Origin of the sequence: Corallococcus llansteffanensis, assembly GCF_003612055.1 — a bacterium.
GTDB classification, from domain to species: Bacteria; Myxococcota; Myxococcia; order Myxococcales; family Myxococcaceae; genus Corallococcus; species Corallococcus llansteffanensis.
This window is the reverse complement of the sequence record NZ_RAWB01000043.1, coordinates 1-17,627: the sequence shown is the minus strand read 5'-3', so window position 1 is coordinate 17,627 and position 17,627 is coordinate 1. Positions and strand designations below refer to the sequence as shown.

The window sequence follows — 17,627 nt, the reverse complement described above, 5'->3', positions numbered from 1 at the left end:
AGGGGCAGTCAGCATCCAGCGTTGATTTGGGGCGGGGGGCACCCTAATTAGCCACGAGGGCCCTTCCCGGGCCCACGCATGGACACCTTGCTCCCCCCCAAGTCAGACGCCACGCCCTGGCCCGGCGGCACGCCTCCGTCTTCAGACGCCTTCGCCCGGCTCCTGGCCACCCTCCACGTCGGACACCGCGCACGGACCCAGGGGGTGAAGGGGGCGGCGCGCGGGCACCTGCTCGCCCGCCTGCACCGGGAGCTGAAGGCGCCCCTGGTGTGCGTGGCCGTGGACGAGGAGGCGGCGGACGCGCTCGCGCACGACCTGGCCTTCTTCCTGGGCGGCACCGGCAGCCTGCTGGAGCCCCGGGTGCTGCGCCTGCCCGCGGATGAGGTGCTGCCCTACGACGAGCTGTCGCCGGAAGCCGGCCCCATCACGGAGCGGCTGGGCGCGCTGTTCCACCTGGCGCGCGGCACACCGTTCCCCGCGCTGGTGCTGTCGGTGCGCGCGCTGCACCGCCGCGTGCTGCCGCTGGCGGTGATGGCCCAGCTGGCCCAGCGCGTGGAGGTGGGGCAGGACTTCGACCGCGACACGCTGGCGCGACAGCTGTCGCTGATGGGCTACCAGAACAGCCCGCTGGTGGAGGACAAGGGCACCTTCAGCGTCCGAGGCGGCCTGCTGGACGTGTTCAGCCCGCTGTACGAGCGGCCGGTGCGCCTGGAGTTCTTCGGGGACACCATTGAGTCCATCCGCGTCTTCGATCCGGAGTCGCAGCGCACGGTGGACGCCCTCAAGGCCGTGGACCTGGTGCCCGCGCGCGAGCTGCTCCTCACCGACGACACGCGCCCGCGCGCCGAGGCCGCCGCGCGGCACGTGGCCGACCGCATCAACCTGCCCACCATCAAGCTGCGCGAGCGGCTGGAGGCGCTGCGCGAGGGGCTGCCCGGCTTCGGCCTGGAGGGGCTCTTGCCCGGCTTCTTCGAGGGCGGGCTCGTCACCGTGTTCGACTACCTGCGCGCGTGGGCCCCGGAGCCCGTCGTCTACCTGGACGACCCGGTGGGGCTGGACCGCGCCGTGGACGAGCTGTGGACGGAGCTGGCGAAGGGCGTGGAGGAGGCGGACGCGCGCCAGGACCTCACCTATTCGCCGGAGCACCACTTCCTGTCGCGTGAAGGCGTGGCCGCGCAGCTCAAGGCCCTGCGCGTGATGGAGGGCGGCGGCCTGTCCCTCACGCAGACGGAAGTGCCGGTGGCCTTCACCTTCGGCACGACGCAGGACCTGCGCGAGGCCATCCTCGCGCACCATGGCGAGGAGGGCGCCCTCACCCCGCTGGTGGAGCGGCTGCAGCGCTGGCGCGACACCGGCGTGGCGTGCGCGGTGGCGTGCGGGACGCTGAGCCAGGCGGACCGGCTCAAGCGGCTGCTGTTGGATCGCTCCGTGATGGTGAAGGTGCACACGGAAGCCCTGGAGGACCCCGCGAAGCTCTACGAGCCCTCGGTGTTCGCGCACCTGTTCACCGGCGAGGTGAGCCACGGCTTCGTGGACACGGAGGGCCGACTGGTGGTGCTCGCGGACGAGGAGATCTTCGGCGTCCGCTCCCGCCGCCGCGTCAAGCGTAGCAAGAAGCTGGACGCGTTCGCCGCGGGCTTCAAGGACCTGAAGGAGGGCGACCTCATCGTCCACACCGACTTCGGCATCGGGCGCTACGCGGGCCTGACGAAGATGGAGGTGCAGGGCGTCCCCGGGGACTTCCTCGTCCTGGAGTACGCGGGGCGCGACAAGATCTACCTGCCGGTGGGCCGCATGCGGCTCATCCAGAAGTTCACGGGCGGCAACCCGGAGACGGTCCAGCTGGACAAGCTGGGCACGACGAGCTGGGAGAAGACGAAGAAGCGCGTCAAGGAGCAGCTGCTCAAGATGGCGGCGGAGCTGTTGCAGATGGCCGCCGCGCGCAAGGCGCACCCGGGCTACGCGTTCCAGCCGCCGGACCGGTACTACGCCCAGTTCGAGGCGGACTTCGAGTTCGAGGAGACGCCGGACCAGGCGAAGGCCATCGAGGACGTGCTCGCGGACATGCAGAAGCCGCAGCCGATGGACCGGCTGGTCTGCGGCGACGTGGGCTACGGCAAGACGGAGGTGGCGATGAGAGCCGCCTTCAAGGCCACGTTGGATCGCAAGCAGGTGGCGGTGCTGGTGCCCACGACGGTGCTGGCGCAGCAGCACTTCCACTCGTTCAAGAAGCGCTTCAAGGACTACCCCGTCACGGTGGAAGTGATCTCCGGCATCCGCAAGCCCCCGGAGGTGCGCGACATCCTCAAGCGCGCCAAGGAGGGCCGGGTGGACGTCGTCATCGGCACGCACAAGCTCCTGGCGGGCGAGGTGGCCTTCAAGGACCTGGGGCTGCTGGTGGTGGACGAGGAGCAGCGCTTCGGCGTGAAGCAGAAGGAGGCGCTCAAGCGGCTGCGCACGCAGGTGGACGTGCTGACACTGACGGCCACGCCGATTCCCCGCACGCTGCACATGAGCATGTCCGGCGTGCGCGACATGAGCATCATCGCCACGCCTCCGCAGGACCGGCGGGCCATCCGCACCTTCGTGATGAAGTACGACGACACCGTCATCAAGGAGGCCGTCGAGCGGGAGATCGCCCGCGGCGGGCAGGTCTTCTTCGTGCACAACCGCGTGGAGTCGCTGGCCTCCATGGAGCAGGAGCTCAAGAAGCTCCTGCCGAACGTCACCCTCGGCGTGGCGCACGGGCAGATGGGCGAGGGGCAGCTGGAGAAGGTGATGCTGGCGTTCACCGAGCGCAAGTACCAGGTGCTCCTGTGCACGAGCATCATCGAGAGCGGCATCGACATCTCCAGCGCCAACACGATGATCGTCAACCGGGCGGATCAGTTCGGCCTGGCGCAGCTCTACCAGCTGCGCGGCCGCGTGGGCCGCAGCAAGGAGCGCGCGTACGCGTACCTGCTGGTACCCACCCGCCGTCCGGTGACGAAGGACGCGCAGCGGCGGCTGGAGGTGCTGCAGAACTTCACCGAGCTGGGCGCGGGCTTCTCCATCGCCAGCCACGACCTGGAGATCCGCGGCGCGGGCAACCTGCTGGGCGAGAAGCAGTCGGGCGCCATCGCGGAGATCGGCTTCGACCTGTACGCGCAGCTCATGGAGGAGGCGGTGGCGGAGCTGCAGGGCCAGCCGCCCAAGGTGCACGTGGAGCCGGACATCAACCTGCCCCTGCCGGCGCTCATCCCCGACGACTACGTGGCGGACGTGCACCAGCGGCTGGTGTTCTACAAGCGCTTCAGCCAGGCCAGCCACCCGGACGAGGTGACGGACCTGCGCGCGGAGCTGGTGGACCGCTACGGCGAGGCGCCCGACGAGGTGGACGCGCTCTCCGAGGTGACGCTCCTGAAGATCGACATGCGGGAGCTGCGGCTGCGCGCGCTCGAAGGCGGCCCCAACCGCCTGTCGATGGCGCTGGGTGGCGACGCGCTCCTGGACGGCATGAAGGTGGCGGCCCTGGTGCAGCGCTCCAAGGGCTACTACCGGCTCACGCCGGACATGAAGCTCATCGCCCGCGTGCCCCCGGAGGTGAAGGGGCACGCGCTGCTCGGGGAGGCGCACAAGATGCTGCGCGACCTGGGCACCTGCGCGCTGCCCCGGCACTGACAGGGCGGCGCGGGTTCAGCGCCCGGCGCAGAAGCGGGCCACCGCGCGCGTCAGGGCGGCCTCGCAGCGCACCAGGTCTTCCATGGGGACGAACTCCCCCGTCTGGTGCGCGACGCGGATGTCGCCGGGGCCGAACACCACGGCCTCCGCGCCCAGCTCCGTGAGCTGCGGGGCCTCCGTGCCGAAGGACACCGTCTCGGATGCGTTGCCGCTGACCTCCTCCAGGAAGCGCACCACGTCCGCGTCCCCGCGCGTGTGGACACCCCGGTCCGTGCGCAGCACCTTGATGCGGGCCTCGTAGGCGGGCTCGTCGCGCGTGAGCTCCTGGCGGATGTGCTCCATCAGCTCCGGGACGCGCTCGGTGGACTGGCCAGGGATGGGGCGCCACTCGACGGTGAAGCGGCAGGAGCCGGGCAGGACGTTCTTCGCCTTGCCGCCCTGGATGAGGCCCACGTTCACCGTGGTGAAGGGCGGCTGGAAGCCCTCGTCGCGGTCCTCGCGCAGCACGGTGTTCGCCAGCGTCTCCAGCCGCTGGAGGAAGCGGCCGGCGCGGAAGATGGCGGACGCGCCCAGCTCCGGGTACGCGCTGTGGCCTTCCTTGCCCAGCACCTCCACCTCCGCCAGGCAGTAGCCCTTGTTGGCGCGCACCGGGATGAGGCGCGTGGGCTCTCCGACGATGGCGTGGCGCGCGCGGCCCAGGCCCGCGGACACCAGCTTCTTCGCCCCCACGAGGCCCACCTCTTCATCCGCGGTGAGGATGACGAGCAGCGGGGCCGCGAGCGCGGGCAGGTCCTTGCGCGTGGCCGCGTGCAGCGCGCAGGCGATGAAGCCCTTGGTGTCGCACGCGCCGCGGCCGTACAGCTTGCCGTCCCGCTCGGTGAGGCGCAGCGCGTCCGTCCAGGCCGCGTCGTAGGGCACGCAGTCGGAGTGACCCACCAGCGCGAGCGCGGCGCGGTCCGCGTCCCCCTTGCGCGCGACGAGGTTCACCTTCGCCACGCCCGCGTCGTCGGTGTAGTGCTGCCGCTCGGCGCTGAAGCCCGCGGCCTCCAGCTTCGCCTGGGCGTAGTCGATGAGGGGCGCGTTGGGGCGCGAGGACGTCGTGTCCAGCGCCACCAGCTCCGCCAGGGTGGCCCGCAGCGCGGGCAGCGTGTCGCTCATGGGATGGCCTCCAGTCAGGCCACCTGCATGCCACCGCCCGCGCCGCGATGCCAGCCGCCCGTGGCTTCAGCGTCCGGAGGAGGCCACCGCGTCCGCGTCCACCGCCCGCAGGGACACCGGGGTCTCATCCGCGTCCGGCTTGCCCAGGCCCTTCTCGATGGCCGGCTCCGACGCGCTCACCCGGCCCACGTAGAAGACGCCCTGGTAGCCCTCCGCGTTGGGCGAATCCCAGACGTGCACGAAGAAGCGGTCGCCGTTGTCCTTGCCCTTCGTCGTCTTCACGCCGCAGTCCAGCTTGCGCCCCACCTCGTCCGCCGCGCAGATCCACGCCGAGCCGCTGTCATAGGCCATGTCCAACGCTGTGACGTCCTTGAGCTGCGCCTTCAGGAGCCGGCCCATGGGCTGGTAGCTCTTGTCCCACGGCAGCCCTTGCGCGGTGCGCGAGTGGATGTTGCCGCTCACCACCAGGTGGAACCGCGCGGGCTCCGCCTTCACGTGCGAGAGCACCGTCGCCGCGAGCGCGTCCTCGCGCTTCTGGCCCGTGAGCTTCGGGTGGTCGTAGACAAACACCGACACGTCCAGGCCCTGCGCGCGCAGCTGTCGCAGCTGCTCCAGCATGTTGGCCACCGCTTCGCTGCCACGGCCATCCGGATACGGGCTGCGCCAGAAGGGGGCTTCCATCAGCTTGAGCCAGTCCGCTTCCTGCCCCTGGCTCTGGAGGAAGTGCTTCACGCGCTCCTCGTTCTCCAGAGGCAGCTCCAGTCCCACGGACACCGGCGTGCCGGACGTGACGAGCTGGCAGACGGACTGCGCGATGAAGCGCGGCACCTCCTGCGTGCCGTGCAGCTCGCCGAGCAGCATCACCCCACCCGGCTGCGCCTGCTTCTTCAGGCCGATGATGGCCTGACCGCATTCAGTGAAGGTGGGGGTCTCCTTCGCGTCGGGCGCCCGGGCCGCGAGCTTCACGGGCACGGCCTCCTCCTTCTTCGCCAGCTTCGGCGCGACGCCACGGAAGACCTTCCACTCCATGTTCATGTCGCGCGTGCCCTGGGCGGAGTCCACGTAGAAGGCATTCTCGCCGCGTGGGAAGGCGAGCCGGTCCACATCGTCCTCCACGGACAGGGGGATGCCATCAGCAGACGGGGGGCGGAACACACCCCAGTCGATCTCCCTGCCGGGCTGGGAGAGGGCCTTGTTCACGGTCTTGGTGATACGGATGACCCACAGCTTGCTCGTGGTGGGCGTCTCCCGCTTGCCGATGACCATGTAGCGGTGCCAGTAGCCGGAGATCTTCGAGCCACCGAACTCCTCCTTCCAGTCGGTCTCCAGCACGCGGCTGCCCTTGTCCTCGCGGTAGCGCAGGTTCACGTCCGTGAAGTACTCGCGCACCGAAGGCCACATCTCCTCCAGTGGCGCGTCGTAGATGGCCTCATGGTCCGGCGTCTCGGGCGCCTGTCGGCCGGCACAGCCCACGACCCACAGCATCAGCAGCCATCCCAGCTTCGGCATCGAGCGCATTCGCAAATTCCTTCATCCTGTCCCGCGATGCAGAGAGAAGGCGGCTCGACGGGGGACATATCGATCCCTCGCGCACCTGGAATGCGAAGGGGCCGTGCGCTCCACCGTCTCCGGTGACTCGCACGGCCCCTGTCTCGACGCCTGGCGCTACAGGCCGGAGGTCGGCGGCACCGGAGCGCTCTTCGGCTCCTGCGCGGGCACGGCGTCCGAAGGCTGCCCCAGGCCCTTCTGGATGGCCGGCTCCGACGCGTTCACCCGGCCCACGTAGAACACCCCGTGGTAGCCCGCCGCGTTGGTTGAATCCCAGACGTGCACGAAGAAGCGGTCCCCGTTGTCCTTCCCCTTCGTCGCCTTCACGCCGCAGTCCAGCTTGCGGCCCTTCTCATCCGCCGCGCAGATCCACGCCGAGCCGCTGTCGTAGGCCATGTCCAACGCCGTGACGTCCTCGAGCTGCTCCTTCAGGAGCCGGCCCATGGGCTGATAGGCCTTGTCCCAGGGCAGGCCCTTCGCGGTGCGCGAGTGGACGTTGCCGCTCACCACCAGGTGGAACCGCGCGGGCTCCGCCTTCACGTGCGAGAGCACCGTCGCCGCGAGCGCGTCCTCGCGCTGCTGGCCCGTGAGCTTCGGGTGGTCGTAGACGAACACCGACACGTCCAGCCCCTGCGCGCGCAGCTGTCGCAGCTGCTCCAGCATGTTGGCCACCGCTTCGCTGCCACGGCCATCCGGATACGGGCTGCGCCAGAAGGGCGACTCCATCAGCTTGAGCCAGTCCGCTTCCTGTCCCTGGCTCTGGAGGAAGTGCTTCACGCGCTCCTCATTCTCCAGAGGCAGCTCCAACCCCAGGGACACTGGCGTGCCCGACGTGACGAGCTGGCAGATGGCCTGCGCGATGAAGCGCGGCACCTCCTGCGTGCCGTGCAGCTCGCCCAGCAGCACCACCCCACCCGGCTTCACGCGGTTCTTCAGGCCGATGATGGCCTGGCCACACTCGGTGAAGGCGGGCGCTTCCTTCGTACCGGGGGCCCGGGCCGCGAGCTTCGCGGGCACGGACTCCTGCTTCTTCGCCAGCCGGGGCGCGATGCCGCGGAAGACCCTCCACTCCATGTGCAGGTCGCGCGTGCCCTGCCCTGACTCCGCATAGAAGCCGTTCTCTCCGCGCGGGAAGTTGAGCCGGTCCTCGTCGTCTTCCGTGCTGAGACCGAACGCGCCGCTCGCCGTCGAGGAGGCATCTCCAGGAGCCCCCGCGTTCCGGTCCGTGGGGAGTCCTCCGAGGCCCCGGTTCACCCCCCAGTCCATCTCCTTGCCGGGCTGGGAGAGCGCCCTGTTCACGGTCTTGGTGATGCGGATGATCCACAGCTTGCTCTTCGTGGGCGTCTCCCGCTTGCCGATGACGAGGTAGCGGTGCCAGTAGCCCGAGATCTTCGAGCCGCCGAACTCCTCCTTCCACTCCGTCTGCAACACGCGGCTGCCCTTGTCCTCGCGGAAGCTCAGATTCGCATCCGTGAAGTACTCGCGCACCGACGGCCACACCTCTTCGAGAGGTGCGTCGTAGATGGCCTCGTAGTCCGGCGTTTCAGGCTCCTGCCGTCCCGCGCAAGCCACCGCCAGTCCCACCAACACAAGTGACAGCCAGAGTCCCGAGCGCATCCACTTCCCCCTGCCAGAGCAGCGTCGTCGGGGCTTCAACGCCCGTCCCCGCGCGGCCATATCGTTCCCCGCCAGCCCCTCACGGGTACAGTCGCTCCGCGAGCCGCTGGAAGGCCCTGCCGCTCTCGTCCGAGAGGGCATGTCGGCCGTCCCGTACCACCCACCGGCCCGCCACCGCGACCTCCCGCACCGTCCCCGCCGTCGCGCCGAAGACGATGGCCGGCAGCAGCGACGCGGGCCCCGCGCCCACCAGCGACGGGTGCGTCAGGTCCACCGTGAAGAAGTCCGCGGGCGCGCCCGGCGCCAGTGCTCCTGTGTCCAGCCCCAGGCTGCGCGCACCCTGCACCGTGGCCATGTCCAGCAGCCGCGCCGCCAGCCCGTCCAGCGTGCCCGTCCCCGGATCCAACACCGCCCGGCGCAGCCGCACGAGCCGCAGGTGCTGCTCCAGTTGCCGCGCCTCGTCCAGCAGGTCCACCGCCGTCTGGCTGTCCGACCCGAGGCTCACGCGCGCTCCGGCCTTCACCAGCGCGTCCGCCGGGACGATGCCGTCTCCCAGGTTGCGCTCCGTGGATGGGCACGCGCACACCATGGCCTCCGCCCGGCCCAGCAGCGTCACCTCGTCGTCCGTCAGGTGCACGCCGTGCACCGCCGTGAAGCGCGGCCCCAGCAGGCCCACGTCCGCCACCAGCTCCACCGGGCGGCGGCCGTGCTCCGCCAGACACGCTTCAATCTCCTTCGGCTGCTCCGCCACGTGCATGTGGATGGGCATGCCCGCCGGCGCGGCGCGGGCCACCTGCGTCAGCCAATCCCGCGACACCGCGCGCACGCTGTGCGGCGCCAGCCCCACGTTCACCCGCGCGTCGCCGCGCACGGCCTGGGCCAGCGCCTGCGTGGTGGACAGGAACGTGTCCACGTCCGCGTCGATGAAGCGGCGCTGGCGAGGGTTCGCTGGCACGTTGAAGCCCGCGCGCGCGTAGCCCACCCGCAGCAGGCAGATGCGCAGGCCCACGTCGGTGGCCGCGCGGATGACCGCGTGCGCCAGCGCGTTGCGGTCCGCGTAGGGCGTCCCGTCCGCCTGGTGGTGCAGGTAGTGGAACTCGCCCACCGCGGTGATGCCCGACAGCACCATCTCCACGAACACCTGCCGGGAGGCGACGTAGACCTCCTCGGGCGTCAGGGCCTCCGCGGCGCGGTACATCGCCTCGCGCCAGGACCAGAAGTCGTCCTGTCCCCGTCCCGACGCCACGTACTCGGTGCGCCCCCGGATGAGCCGCTGGAACGCGTGCGAGTGGCCGTTGACGAGCCCTGGCAGCAGCGCGCGCCCCACGAGCCGCTCCACGCGCGCGCCCTCGGGCACCGCGTCGAGCACGCGGCCGTCCGCGCCCACCGCCAGCGCACGGCCCGGGTGGAAGCGCCCGTCCACGAAGAGGAAGTCGGGTTGATAGACAGTGATGTCGCTCACGCGCGGCAGCGTATGCCAGCCCTCGTGGGAGCGCAGCAGCGGAAGACGCTCGGTCAGGCGCCCACTTCGGAGCCTTCCAGGAAGGCCGCGCGCGCCTCCGCCCAGGGGCGGGTGCGCACCGCGTCGCGGATCCACGTGCCGTGGCGCCGCTCGTCCTCGCGGTGCTGGCGGATGAGGACCTTCACCTCCGGGGTCCACTCGAACTGGAGCGCCAGCTCATAGGCCCGGTCGAAGAGTTCCTCGTTGCCCAGCATTGCCCACAGCGTGGCCTCCGTCCCCATCAGGCCCGTCATCGCCGTCAGGCCCTTCATCGCGGAGCCCTTGAGGTCCGAGCGCAGCGCCACCGGCTCGCCCCCCAGGTCGCGGATGAGCGTGTTCAGGTCCTGCACGTGGCGCAGGTGGTCCGCGCGGAAGCTGTTGAGCCGCTCGCGCACCAGGGCGGGACCGATGCGCGAGATGGCCACGTCGTAGGCCCCCACTGCGTCGGCATCGAGATGGGCCAGGCTGATCAGGCGGGCCACTTCGGACTTGTCGGCCATCGGCGCCTCCTCGCTGCGTGTGCAGAAGCCCGAACAATGTGGGGGCCCCACCCGTGGGAACCAACCACCTTGCCGGAGGCCCATTGCCCCATCGCACCCAGAGCAGGCGGACAGCCCGGGGACAGCAGGCGGCCTCAATGGAAGGGAGGGGTTGCCCGCCTGCCCGCCCTCCAGCCAGTGTGAGGAATTGCGTCTGCTCGCTCTGGTGCAGAGCGTTGGGGGGTGAAGACCTCCGATGCCGAGGCGCGCCTGCGCCGCTACCGAACGAAGCGCGACTTCCACCTGACGCCCGAGCCGGCCCCGGACGCGGCGGCGCCCCTGACGGACGCGCCCGTCTTCGTCATCCACAAGCACGACGCCACCCGGTTGCACTACGACCTGCGGCTGGAGATTGGCGGCGTGCTGGTGAGCTGGGCCATCCCCAAGGGCCCCAGCTTCGACCCCGCGCAGAAGCGGCTCGCGGTCCAGACCGAGGACCACCCGCGCTCCTACGCGGACTTCGAGGGCCACATCCCGGATGACCAGTACGGCGGAGGGGATTCGCTGCTGTGGGAGTCCGGCACCTTCGAGACGGTGCCTCCGAACCAGGCCGACGCCCAGCTCGCGCGCGGGCACCTGGAGGTGGTGCTGCACGGCTCCAAGCTCCAGGGCCGCTGGCACCTCATCCGCACCCGCCCGCGCGGCGGCAAGGCGCAGTGGCTCTTCTTCAAGGCGAAGGATGGCTTCGCGCGGCCGGACTACGACGTCACCGTGGAGCGCCCCGAGTCCGTGAAGAGCGGCCAGGTGGCGACCCAGGGACCGCGCAAGCCCGGGGTGCTCCGCCGCAAGCCGGTCGTGGCGAAGGCGGCCGCGAAGAGGCCTCGCAAGGCGCCCGCGAACCCGGAGCAACTGCTGGAGCGGGTGTGGCCGCCCATGCTGGCGCGGCTGGCGGTGTCCGACGAGGTGCACGACGACACGCACGACTACGAGGTGAAGTACGACGGCTTCCGCGCGGTGTTCGCCCTCACGCACGACAAGGTCTCCTTCCAGAGCCGGCGGGGCAATGACCTGTCGGGACGCTTCGCCCGGCTCACCGCCGCCCTGCGCAACCTGCCCGCGTCCGACGTGGTGGTGGACGGGGAGATCGTAGCGCTCGACGACAAGGGCCGCTCCCGCTTCCAGCTCCTGCAGCGCACGGAGGACGGCGTGGAGCAGCGCTTCATCGTGTTCGACGTGTTGTGGCTGAACGGCGAGGACCTGCGGGCCCTGCCCTACGAGGAGCGCCGCGCGCGGCTGGAGAAGCTGATGGCCTCCGTGGAGCTGCCCCTGCAACTGTCGGAGCGGCTGGAGCTGCCGCTGTCGCGCGCGCTGTCGGAGGCGCGCCGCCGGGGCTGGGAGGGCATCATCGCCAAGCGCCGGGGCTCGCCCTACACGGGCACGCGCTCCGGGGACTGGCTGAAGCTGAAGGTGGTCGCGGGCCAGGAGGTCGTCATCCTGGGCTACCTGCCCATCAAGAACGCGAGGGCGAAGTCGGAGATTGGCGCGCTGCGCGTGGGGGTGCGGGGCAAGCAGGGCTTCCACGACGTGGGCAAGGTGGGCACCGGCTACACCACGAAGGACCGCCGCGAGCTGCGCTGGCTCCTGGACGCCACGCGCGTGAAGAAGCCGGCCGCCGTGGATGCTCCCGCGCGCTCGGACACCGTCTGGGTGAAGCCGAAGTACGTGGCCCAGGTGCATTTCACGGAATGGACACGGGACGGCCGCCTGCGCCACCCCGTGTTCCAGGGCCTGCGCAGCGACAAGGTCCCCGAGGACGTCGTGCGCGAAAACCCCGCGCCCACCGAGGGTGCACGCGCCCGGAAGGGCTCGCGGCGCGCGCCGGTCCAGGCCTCCGCTCGCACCGCGACGCACGCGGCCGCGCGGCAGGCGGCGACGAAGCTCGCGAAGAAGGCGGCGACGAAGACGGTGGCGAAAGCCCCGAAGAAGGCCGTGACGAAGAGCGCGACGAAGGCGTCGACGAAGGCCTTGAGGCGGTCCGCGACGCACGACGTGGAGGTGGCCCTCACCCACGGCGACCGCGTGCTGTTCCCTGAGACGGGCCTCACGAAGGAGGACGTGTTCGACTACTACCGCGAGGTGGCACCGCTCCTGGTGCCCGTGCTCGCGGACCGGCCCCTGTCGCACCAGCAGTGGCCCGCGGGCATCGCGGCCCCGGGCTTCTTCCGGCACGAGCTGTCCGGCATCCCCGCGTGGATGCCCACGCTGACCGTGCGCCACGAGGACAAGACGCTGCGCCACGTGAACGTGAAGGACGCGTCCGCGCTGCTGTGGCTCGCCAACCAGTCCGCGTTCACCCTGCACATGTGGCTCAGCCACGCGCCCCGACTGGCGCAGCCGGACTTCGTGGTGTTCGACCTGGACCCCGGCACCGGCGGCTGGAAGGACGTGGTGAAGGTGGCCAGGCGCCTGCACGCCCGCCTGGACGCGCTGGGCCTGAAGTCCTTCCCGAAGACGTCCGGCAAGCGCGGCCTGCACGTGCTGGTGCCCCTGGCCCCGGGCCACACCTACGCCCGGACGCAGGCGTTCGCGAACGCGCGGGCCGCCGAGCTGGAGGAGGCCCTGGGCGACATCGCCACCACGGAGCGCTCCATCGACCAGCGCGGCGGCCGGCTCTACCTGGACGCGATGCAGAACGCGCGCGGCAAGACGGTGGTGGCGCCCTACTCCCTGCGTGCCGTGGAGGGCGCGCCGTTCTCCGCGCCGCTCGACTGGAGCGAGGTGGACGGCCGGTTGGATCCGCACCGCTTCCGCCTGAAGACGCTGAAGAAGCGCCTGGACGCCGTGGGTGACCTGTTCGCGCCCGCGCTGCGCACGAAGCAGACGCTGCCGGAGGAGTGAGCCAGCAGGGCAGGGAGCAGGCTGACGCGCCGCGCCCTCAACGGAGGTTCGCCAAAGCAGCGCGGCGCGTGCTACTGCCCGCGCCGCCATGTCGTCCGTCATCACCGTCAGCACCCCCGCGAAGTCCGCGCCGCGGTGGAAGATCGCCCTCGCCTACGCCACCTGCTTCCTCACCTGGGGGTCCACCTGGGCCGTCGTGAAGGTGGGGCTCCAGGACCTGCCGCCCCTGCGCTTCGTGGGCACGCGCATGCTCATCGCCGGGGTGGCGCTGCTGCCCTTCGCCCGCTCGCGCGGCACGGCGCTGGGGGGCGGCACCGGGTGGAGAATCGCGGGGCTGGGCGTGCTCCAGCTCGCGGTGCCCTTCGCGCTGCTCTTCGTGGCGCAGCAGTGGATTCCCTCCAGCTGGTCCGCGCTCCTCTTCTCCACCTTCCCCGTCTGGCTGCTGCTGGTGGGCCGCGTGCTGCTGCCGGACCAGCCGCTGACCGCGACCAAGCTCTTCGCCGCGTTCCTGGGACTGACGGGCGTGGTGGCGCTCCAGCACCAGGAGCTCGTGTCGCTGAGCCTGTCCCGGCAGGTGGTGGTGGGGTGCGTGATGACGCTGGGCGCCGCGTCGGTGGTGGCGGTGGCCAACGTGCTGGTGCGCCAGCACATGACGCACGTGCCGCCGCACCTGCTCACGCTGGTGCAGACGCTGAGCAGCGCGGTGCTGCTGCTGGGTGCCTCCACGCTCCTGGAGGGAGATCAGCCGGTGCACTGGACGCCCCGGGCGCTGGGCGCGCTCCTGTACCTGGCGCTGGGCGGCACGGTGCTCACCTACCAGTGCCTGTACTGGCTCCTGCCGCGCATCTCGCTGGCGGCCCTGGGCGCCATGGCGCTGCTGGACACGCTGGTGGCGGTGACGCTGGGCGTGGCGCTCCTGGGCGAACCACTCACGCCGTCGCTCCTGGCGGGCGGCGTGCTCATCCTCACCGCGGCGGCCATCGCCAACCGCGAGCCCCCGGAGGCGAAGCCGCCTCCGGAAGCCCCTCCGGCCTGACCGCGTCCTGCCCTCAGAAGTCCAGGGGCAGGGAGAACGCGGTGCCGTTCTGCGTGCCGGTGCGGTAGCTCTTCGGCGCGCCGATGACGATGTGCGGCGGCGTGGTGGTCCCAACGCCCGGGACGACCGAGAGCGACTGTCCGAGCGAGCCGCGCTCGCTGCCGTCGCCCACCACCGTCATGAAGGGCGACAGCGCCCCCTGCGACTTCGGGCCGCCGGCGAAGAGGAACGCCGCGCCGCCGCCGTCCGAGGCCACCGACGCGCCCGGCGCGCCCACCCACAGGTCCGGCACCCCATCGCCGGTCAAATCCTTGCCGCCCCAGAGCGACGTGCCGAAGCCCACCGCGCGCGCGCGGTACGTCACCGTCAGCGGCGTCAGCGTGCCGCCCAGCGCGGGCGCCAGCGCCTCGCCGGACGCGGGCCGGAGCGCGTTGATCTTCGCCACGTCGTAGAGCAGCACCGCCGGCTGCGTCACGCCCTCCACCGGGAAGGTGGCGGCCGTCACCGCGAGGAAGTCCCGCGTGTCGCCCAGGAAGCGGCCCGCGCGCGTGGTGGCGATGCCCAGGTTGAACAAGTTGGTCTGCACCTCGCCGTCGCCCGCGATGCGCACCATGGACGCCGTCGTCCGCCCACCGCACCGCGCGCCGCCCGCGTCGTGGCCGTAGAGCACCACGATGCCGGAGCGCGTGCCGTCCGAGTAACGCCACGACACCTCGTCGCAGCCATCCGCGTTCAGGTCGCCCAGCGTCGCGGCCGCGGTGGTCTGCTGCGCGGAGGTGGGCCAGGAGTAGAGCGGGTCGCAGGCGAGGGTGAGCTTCGCGAGCGTGGCATCCTCCGGCGAGCGGCCCAGGAACAGGTCGAAGCCCCTGTCGCGCAGCACCGCCAGGTCCTGCTTGCCGTCGCCGTTGAAGTCGAAGCCGCCCACCACACCCCGGCCGATGGCGGAGCGCTTGCACCGGGCGGCCGCAGGGTCGTCGCAGCCTTCAATCACCGACGGCGCGAACACGCGGTAGGCCTGCTTGAAGCTGCCGTCCGCCTGGCCCAGCGACACCAGCAGACCGCCCTGCGACTGCGAGTTCGCCCCCATGCACGCGTTCTGCACGTAGACGTCCCGCTCCACGGCCGCGGACGTCGTGCCGGGGATGACGAGCCCCGTGGAGCTCGCCACCATGTCCGACCGCCCGTCGCCGTTGAAGTCGGTGAACGCCACGTCCACGCCCACGTTGCGGCCCACCACCCACGGCGCGCTCGCGCCCTCCGCGGCCACCGTGGCCTTGGCGGGCTGCGCCGTGTCGAAGGTGTACGCGCGGCCCACGTTGAGGTCGTTGCCGTCGTTGTTGGGGCCCGGGCCGGAGAAGCCCTGCGCGCCCACCAGCGCCACCGTGAGGCCCCCCAGCCGGGCCACCGCCACGGACTCACCGAAGCGCTCCACGCTGGCCTTCGTCGTCACCTCCACGCCGCTGCGCGCCCACTCGGCCAGCGTGCCGCCCGCCTTCTGGAAGAGGTCCACGCGGCCCGTGAAGGCGCCTTGCGCGGACGAGGCCCGTCCGGAGAAGCCCGCCAGCACCGGGCCCGTCGGCAGCGTCCACGCCGCCAGCCCCGCGCCCAGCATCTCCGACTTCGCCGCGCCGCCCAGCGCGACCGCCGGCTTGTTGAGCACGCTGCTCTTCGAGAGCGTCGCCAGCGGGAACACCAGCACCTTGCCCGCGTTGCCCAGCTGCGAGGCGCCCGTGCCCACCGTCGCGTAGGGCGCGCCCAGCAGCAGCTCCGGCCCCGGCGTGCCATCCACGTCCATCACCGCCCAGCTGCGGGACGCGGCGATGCTGCGCGCGTCGCCGTAGAGGCGCGCGAAGGCGTTCGCCAGCGGCACCTGCACGGGCTTCTCCGCCGGGTCACCCGCCGCGGTGTTCCCGCGCAGTTCGAACAGGAAGGCCCCGCCCGCGTCCTGCTGGGCCGCGACGCCGCCCACCTTGCTCAGGTCCGGCGAGTCCGAGCGGTCCGCCATCACCAGCAGCAGCGGAGGCCGGGAGCCCTCGCCCGGGATGGCGCCCAGCCGCCACGTGCCCTCGCCGCCCAGGCCCTCGGGCAGGTTGGACGGCAGCACGTACAGGTCCGCGGTGGAGCGGAAGCGCGGCGCCGCGTCGCGCGCGAAGTACACCGCCACGCCCATCTGCTGCGCCTCGACGGTGCCATCCGCCCGGTAGCGGGACAGCTTGCTGAGCGACGCGAGGTCCGGACGGCCATCGTCGTTGAGGTCCGCCACCACGATGGCGCGGCCCAGCTCCGTGTTGCTGCGCAGCACGAGCGTGCCGTCCTGCTTGAGGTCCTGTCCGCCCAGCCGCACCACCGGCAGGTCCGGGACGGGCTGGCCCTTGGTCAGGATGAAGATGTCCACCACGCCGCGCCGGCTGATGCCGGGGAGGGAGGACAGGTCCCCCGCGGGCGAGCCCACGAACAGGTCCAGGTCCCCGTCGCCATCCGCGTCCGCGATGGCCATGCCCGTGCCGAACCCGCCCCGGCCCAGGCCGGTGAGCGCCGGCCGCAGGAGCGCGGGCGGCTGCCCCGCCTTGAACGTGTAGAGGTACACCGCGCCCGAGTCGCCGATGGTCACGTCCGCGCCCGGCGACGACACCGCCAGGTCCGCGCGCCCATCGCCGTCCAGGTCGCCCGCGGCCAGCATGTCGCCGAAGAGCGCGCCTTCGGTCTCACCCGCCAGCACCCACGTGGGCTTCGCGGGCAGCCCGGACGCGCTGCCCTTGTAGACGAACACCGCGCCGCCGGTGGGCCGCGCCAGCTCGCTCTCGCGCTGCCCCACCGCGAGGTCCTGGATGCCGTCCCCGTCGAAGTCCGCGGTGACCATCATGGCCACGTCGGACAGCTTGCCGTGGGCCAGCAGGGGCCGCGACAGCTCGTCCAGCACGCGCACCGCCACCGGGGCCACGTCGCCGGTGAAGACGTCCTTCGCCTCCAGGGAGATGAGCCCGGACACGCCCGGCTCCACCACGATGCGCCCGTCCTTCACCGTGCCGGGGCCGGACTTCTTCGTCCACACCACGCGGTCCGTGCCACCCGCCGTGCCCAGCGGCGCGGACGTGCCCGACGGCACGCCCAGGTACCGCGGGTCACCCACCAGCTTCGCCGCCGCGCTCACGGTGTACTGGAGCACCGCCGTGTCGCCGGACTTCGCGTCGCGCACCGTGAGGACGTCCAGCGCCTCCTTCGTGCCCGCCGTGTAGACGCCCCCTTCCGTGAGCGTGCCACCGGAGCCGTTGGTGGTGAGCGTGAAGGAGGGCGTGCCCACCAGGCCCTCGATGAGGATTTGAAACGTCGTGCCCGGCCGCAGCATCGCCTTCGCGGGGTAGACGCCGAAGCCCGCGAGCACCTTCACGCGCGTGGTCGCGGAGCCGCCGCACTGCTCGTCCACCACCACCAGCGTGTCGTCGGCCGGCGTCGCGCCGCCGACGAAGCGGTCGCCGCGCACCTCTCCGGAGGAGCCACCCGCCTCCGTCCGGAAGCTGTAGTGGCCGCTGCCGCCAGTGGCCGTCAGCGTGGCCACGCTGCCCGAGCGCACCGTGGTCGGCTCCGCCGTCACCGCCAGGGGCGCCAGGCCGTCACAGGGGCCCACGTAGGGCAGCACCACGGCAGGCTCCTGCCCGCCCCCACAGGCCAGGGTCAGGAGCGCGAGCAGGGGGGTCGCGCGGGTGAAACGCTTCATGGGGATGGCCTCGGG

General features: G+C 71.6%; 9 protein-coding genes. 3 read left to right on the top strand and 6 right to left on the bottom strand.

The genetic code is table 11. From position 1 onward, the window contains the following. Positions 1–78: 78 nt before the first annotated feature. Positions 79–3,660 carry a transcription-repair coupling factor gene (mfd, locus tag D7V93_RS06570; protein ID WP_120642551.1) on the top strand — a complete coding sequence of 1,194 codons (3,582 nt, stop codon included), beginning with the start codon at positions 79–81 and terminating at the stop codon, positions 3,658–3,660. A gap of 15 nt (positions 3,661–3,675) precedes the next feature. Here mfd and argE read toward each other — a convergent pair whose 3' ends face one another. The 5 genes from argE to D7V93_RS06545 all read right to left on the bottom strand — a co-directional run bounded on the left by argE (position 3,676) and on the right by D7V93_RS06545 (position 9,984). After that, positions 3,676–4,818 carry an acetylornithine deacetylase gene (gene argE, locus D7V93_RS06565; protein WP_120642550.1) on the bottom strand — a complete coding sequence of 381 codons (1,143 nt, stop codon included), beginning with the start codon at positions 4,816–4,818 and terminating at the stop codon, positions 3,676–3,678. 66 nt (positions 4,819–4,884) lie between these two features. Then, a complete protein-coding gene (locus D7V93_RS06560; RefSeq protein ID WP_120642549.1) occupies positions 4,885–6,336 on the bottom strand; it encodes a hypothetical protein in 1,452 nt (483 codons plus the stop codon). A gap of 147 nt (positions 6,337–6,483) precedes the next feature. Beyond that, entirely contained in the window at positions 6,484–7,983 is a 1,500-nt protein-coding gene (locus D7V93_RS06555; RefSeq protein ID WP_120642548.1) for a hypothetical protein, read from the bottom strand. 79 nt (positions 7,984–8,062) lie between these two features. Then, positions 8,063–9,445: a formimidoylglutamate deiminase gene (gene hutF / locus D7V93_RS06550; protein ID WP_120642547.1), complete on the bottom strand. Its 1,383-nt coding sequence runs from the start codon at positions 9,443–9,445 to the stop codon at positions 8,063–8,065. Positions 9,446–9,498: 53 nt separating this feature from the next. Beyond that, positions 9,499–9,984, bottom strand: coding sequence for a ferritin-like domain-containing protein (locus tag D7V93_RS06545; RefSeq protein WP_120642546.1), 486 nt, complete (start codon positions 9,982–9,984; stop codon positions 9,499–9,501). A 222-nt stretch (positions 9,985–10,206) separates the two neighbouring features. Between D7V93_RS06545 and ligD the strand changes: the two genes are divergently transcribed. Together ligD and D7V93_RS06535 are read left to right on the top strand one after the other, a co-directional pair. Further along, entirely contained in the window at positions 10,207–12,861 is a 2,655-nt protein-coding gene (ligD, locus tag D7V93_RS06540) for a DNA ligase D (protein ID WP_120642545.1), read from the top strand. Between the two features lie 88 nt (positions 12,862–12,949). Continuing rightward, positions 12,950–13,897 (top strand): DMT family transporter, encoded by a 948-nt coding sequence (locus D7V93_RS06535; RefSeq protein WP_120642544.1) that lies wholly within the window; start codon positions 12,950–12,952, stop codon positions 13,895–13,897. Between the two features lie 13 nt (positions 13,898–13,910). Here the strand turns inward: D7V93_RS06535 and D7V93_RS06530 are convergent, their stop codons facing one another. Beyond that, positions 13,911–17,612 (bottom strand): VCBS repeat-containing protein, encoded by a 3,702-nt coding sequence (locus D7V93_RS06530; RefSeq protein WP_120642560.1) that lies wholly within the window; start codon positions 17,610–17,612, stop codon positions 13,911–13,913. Positions 17,613–17,627 lie beyond the last annotated feature (15 nt).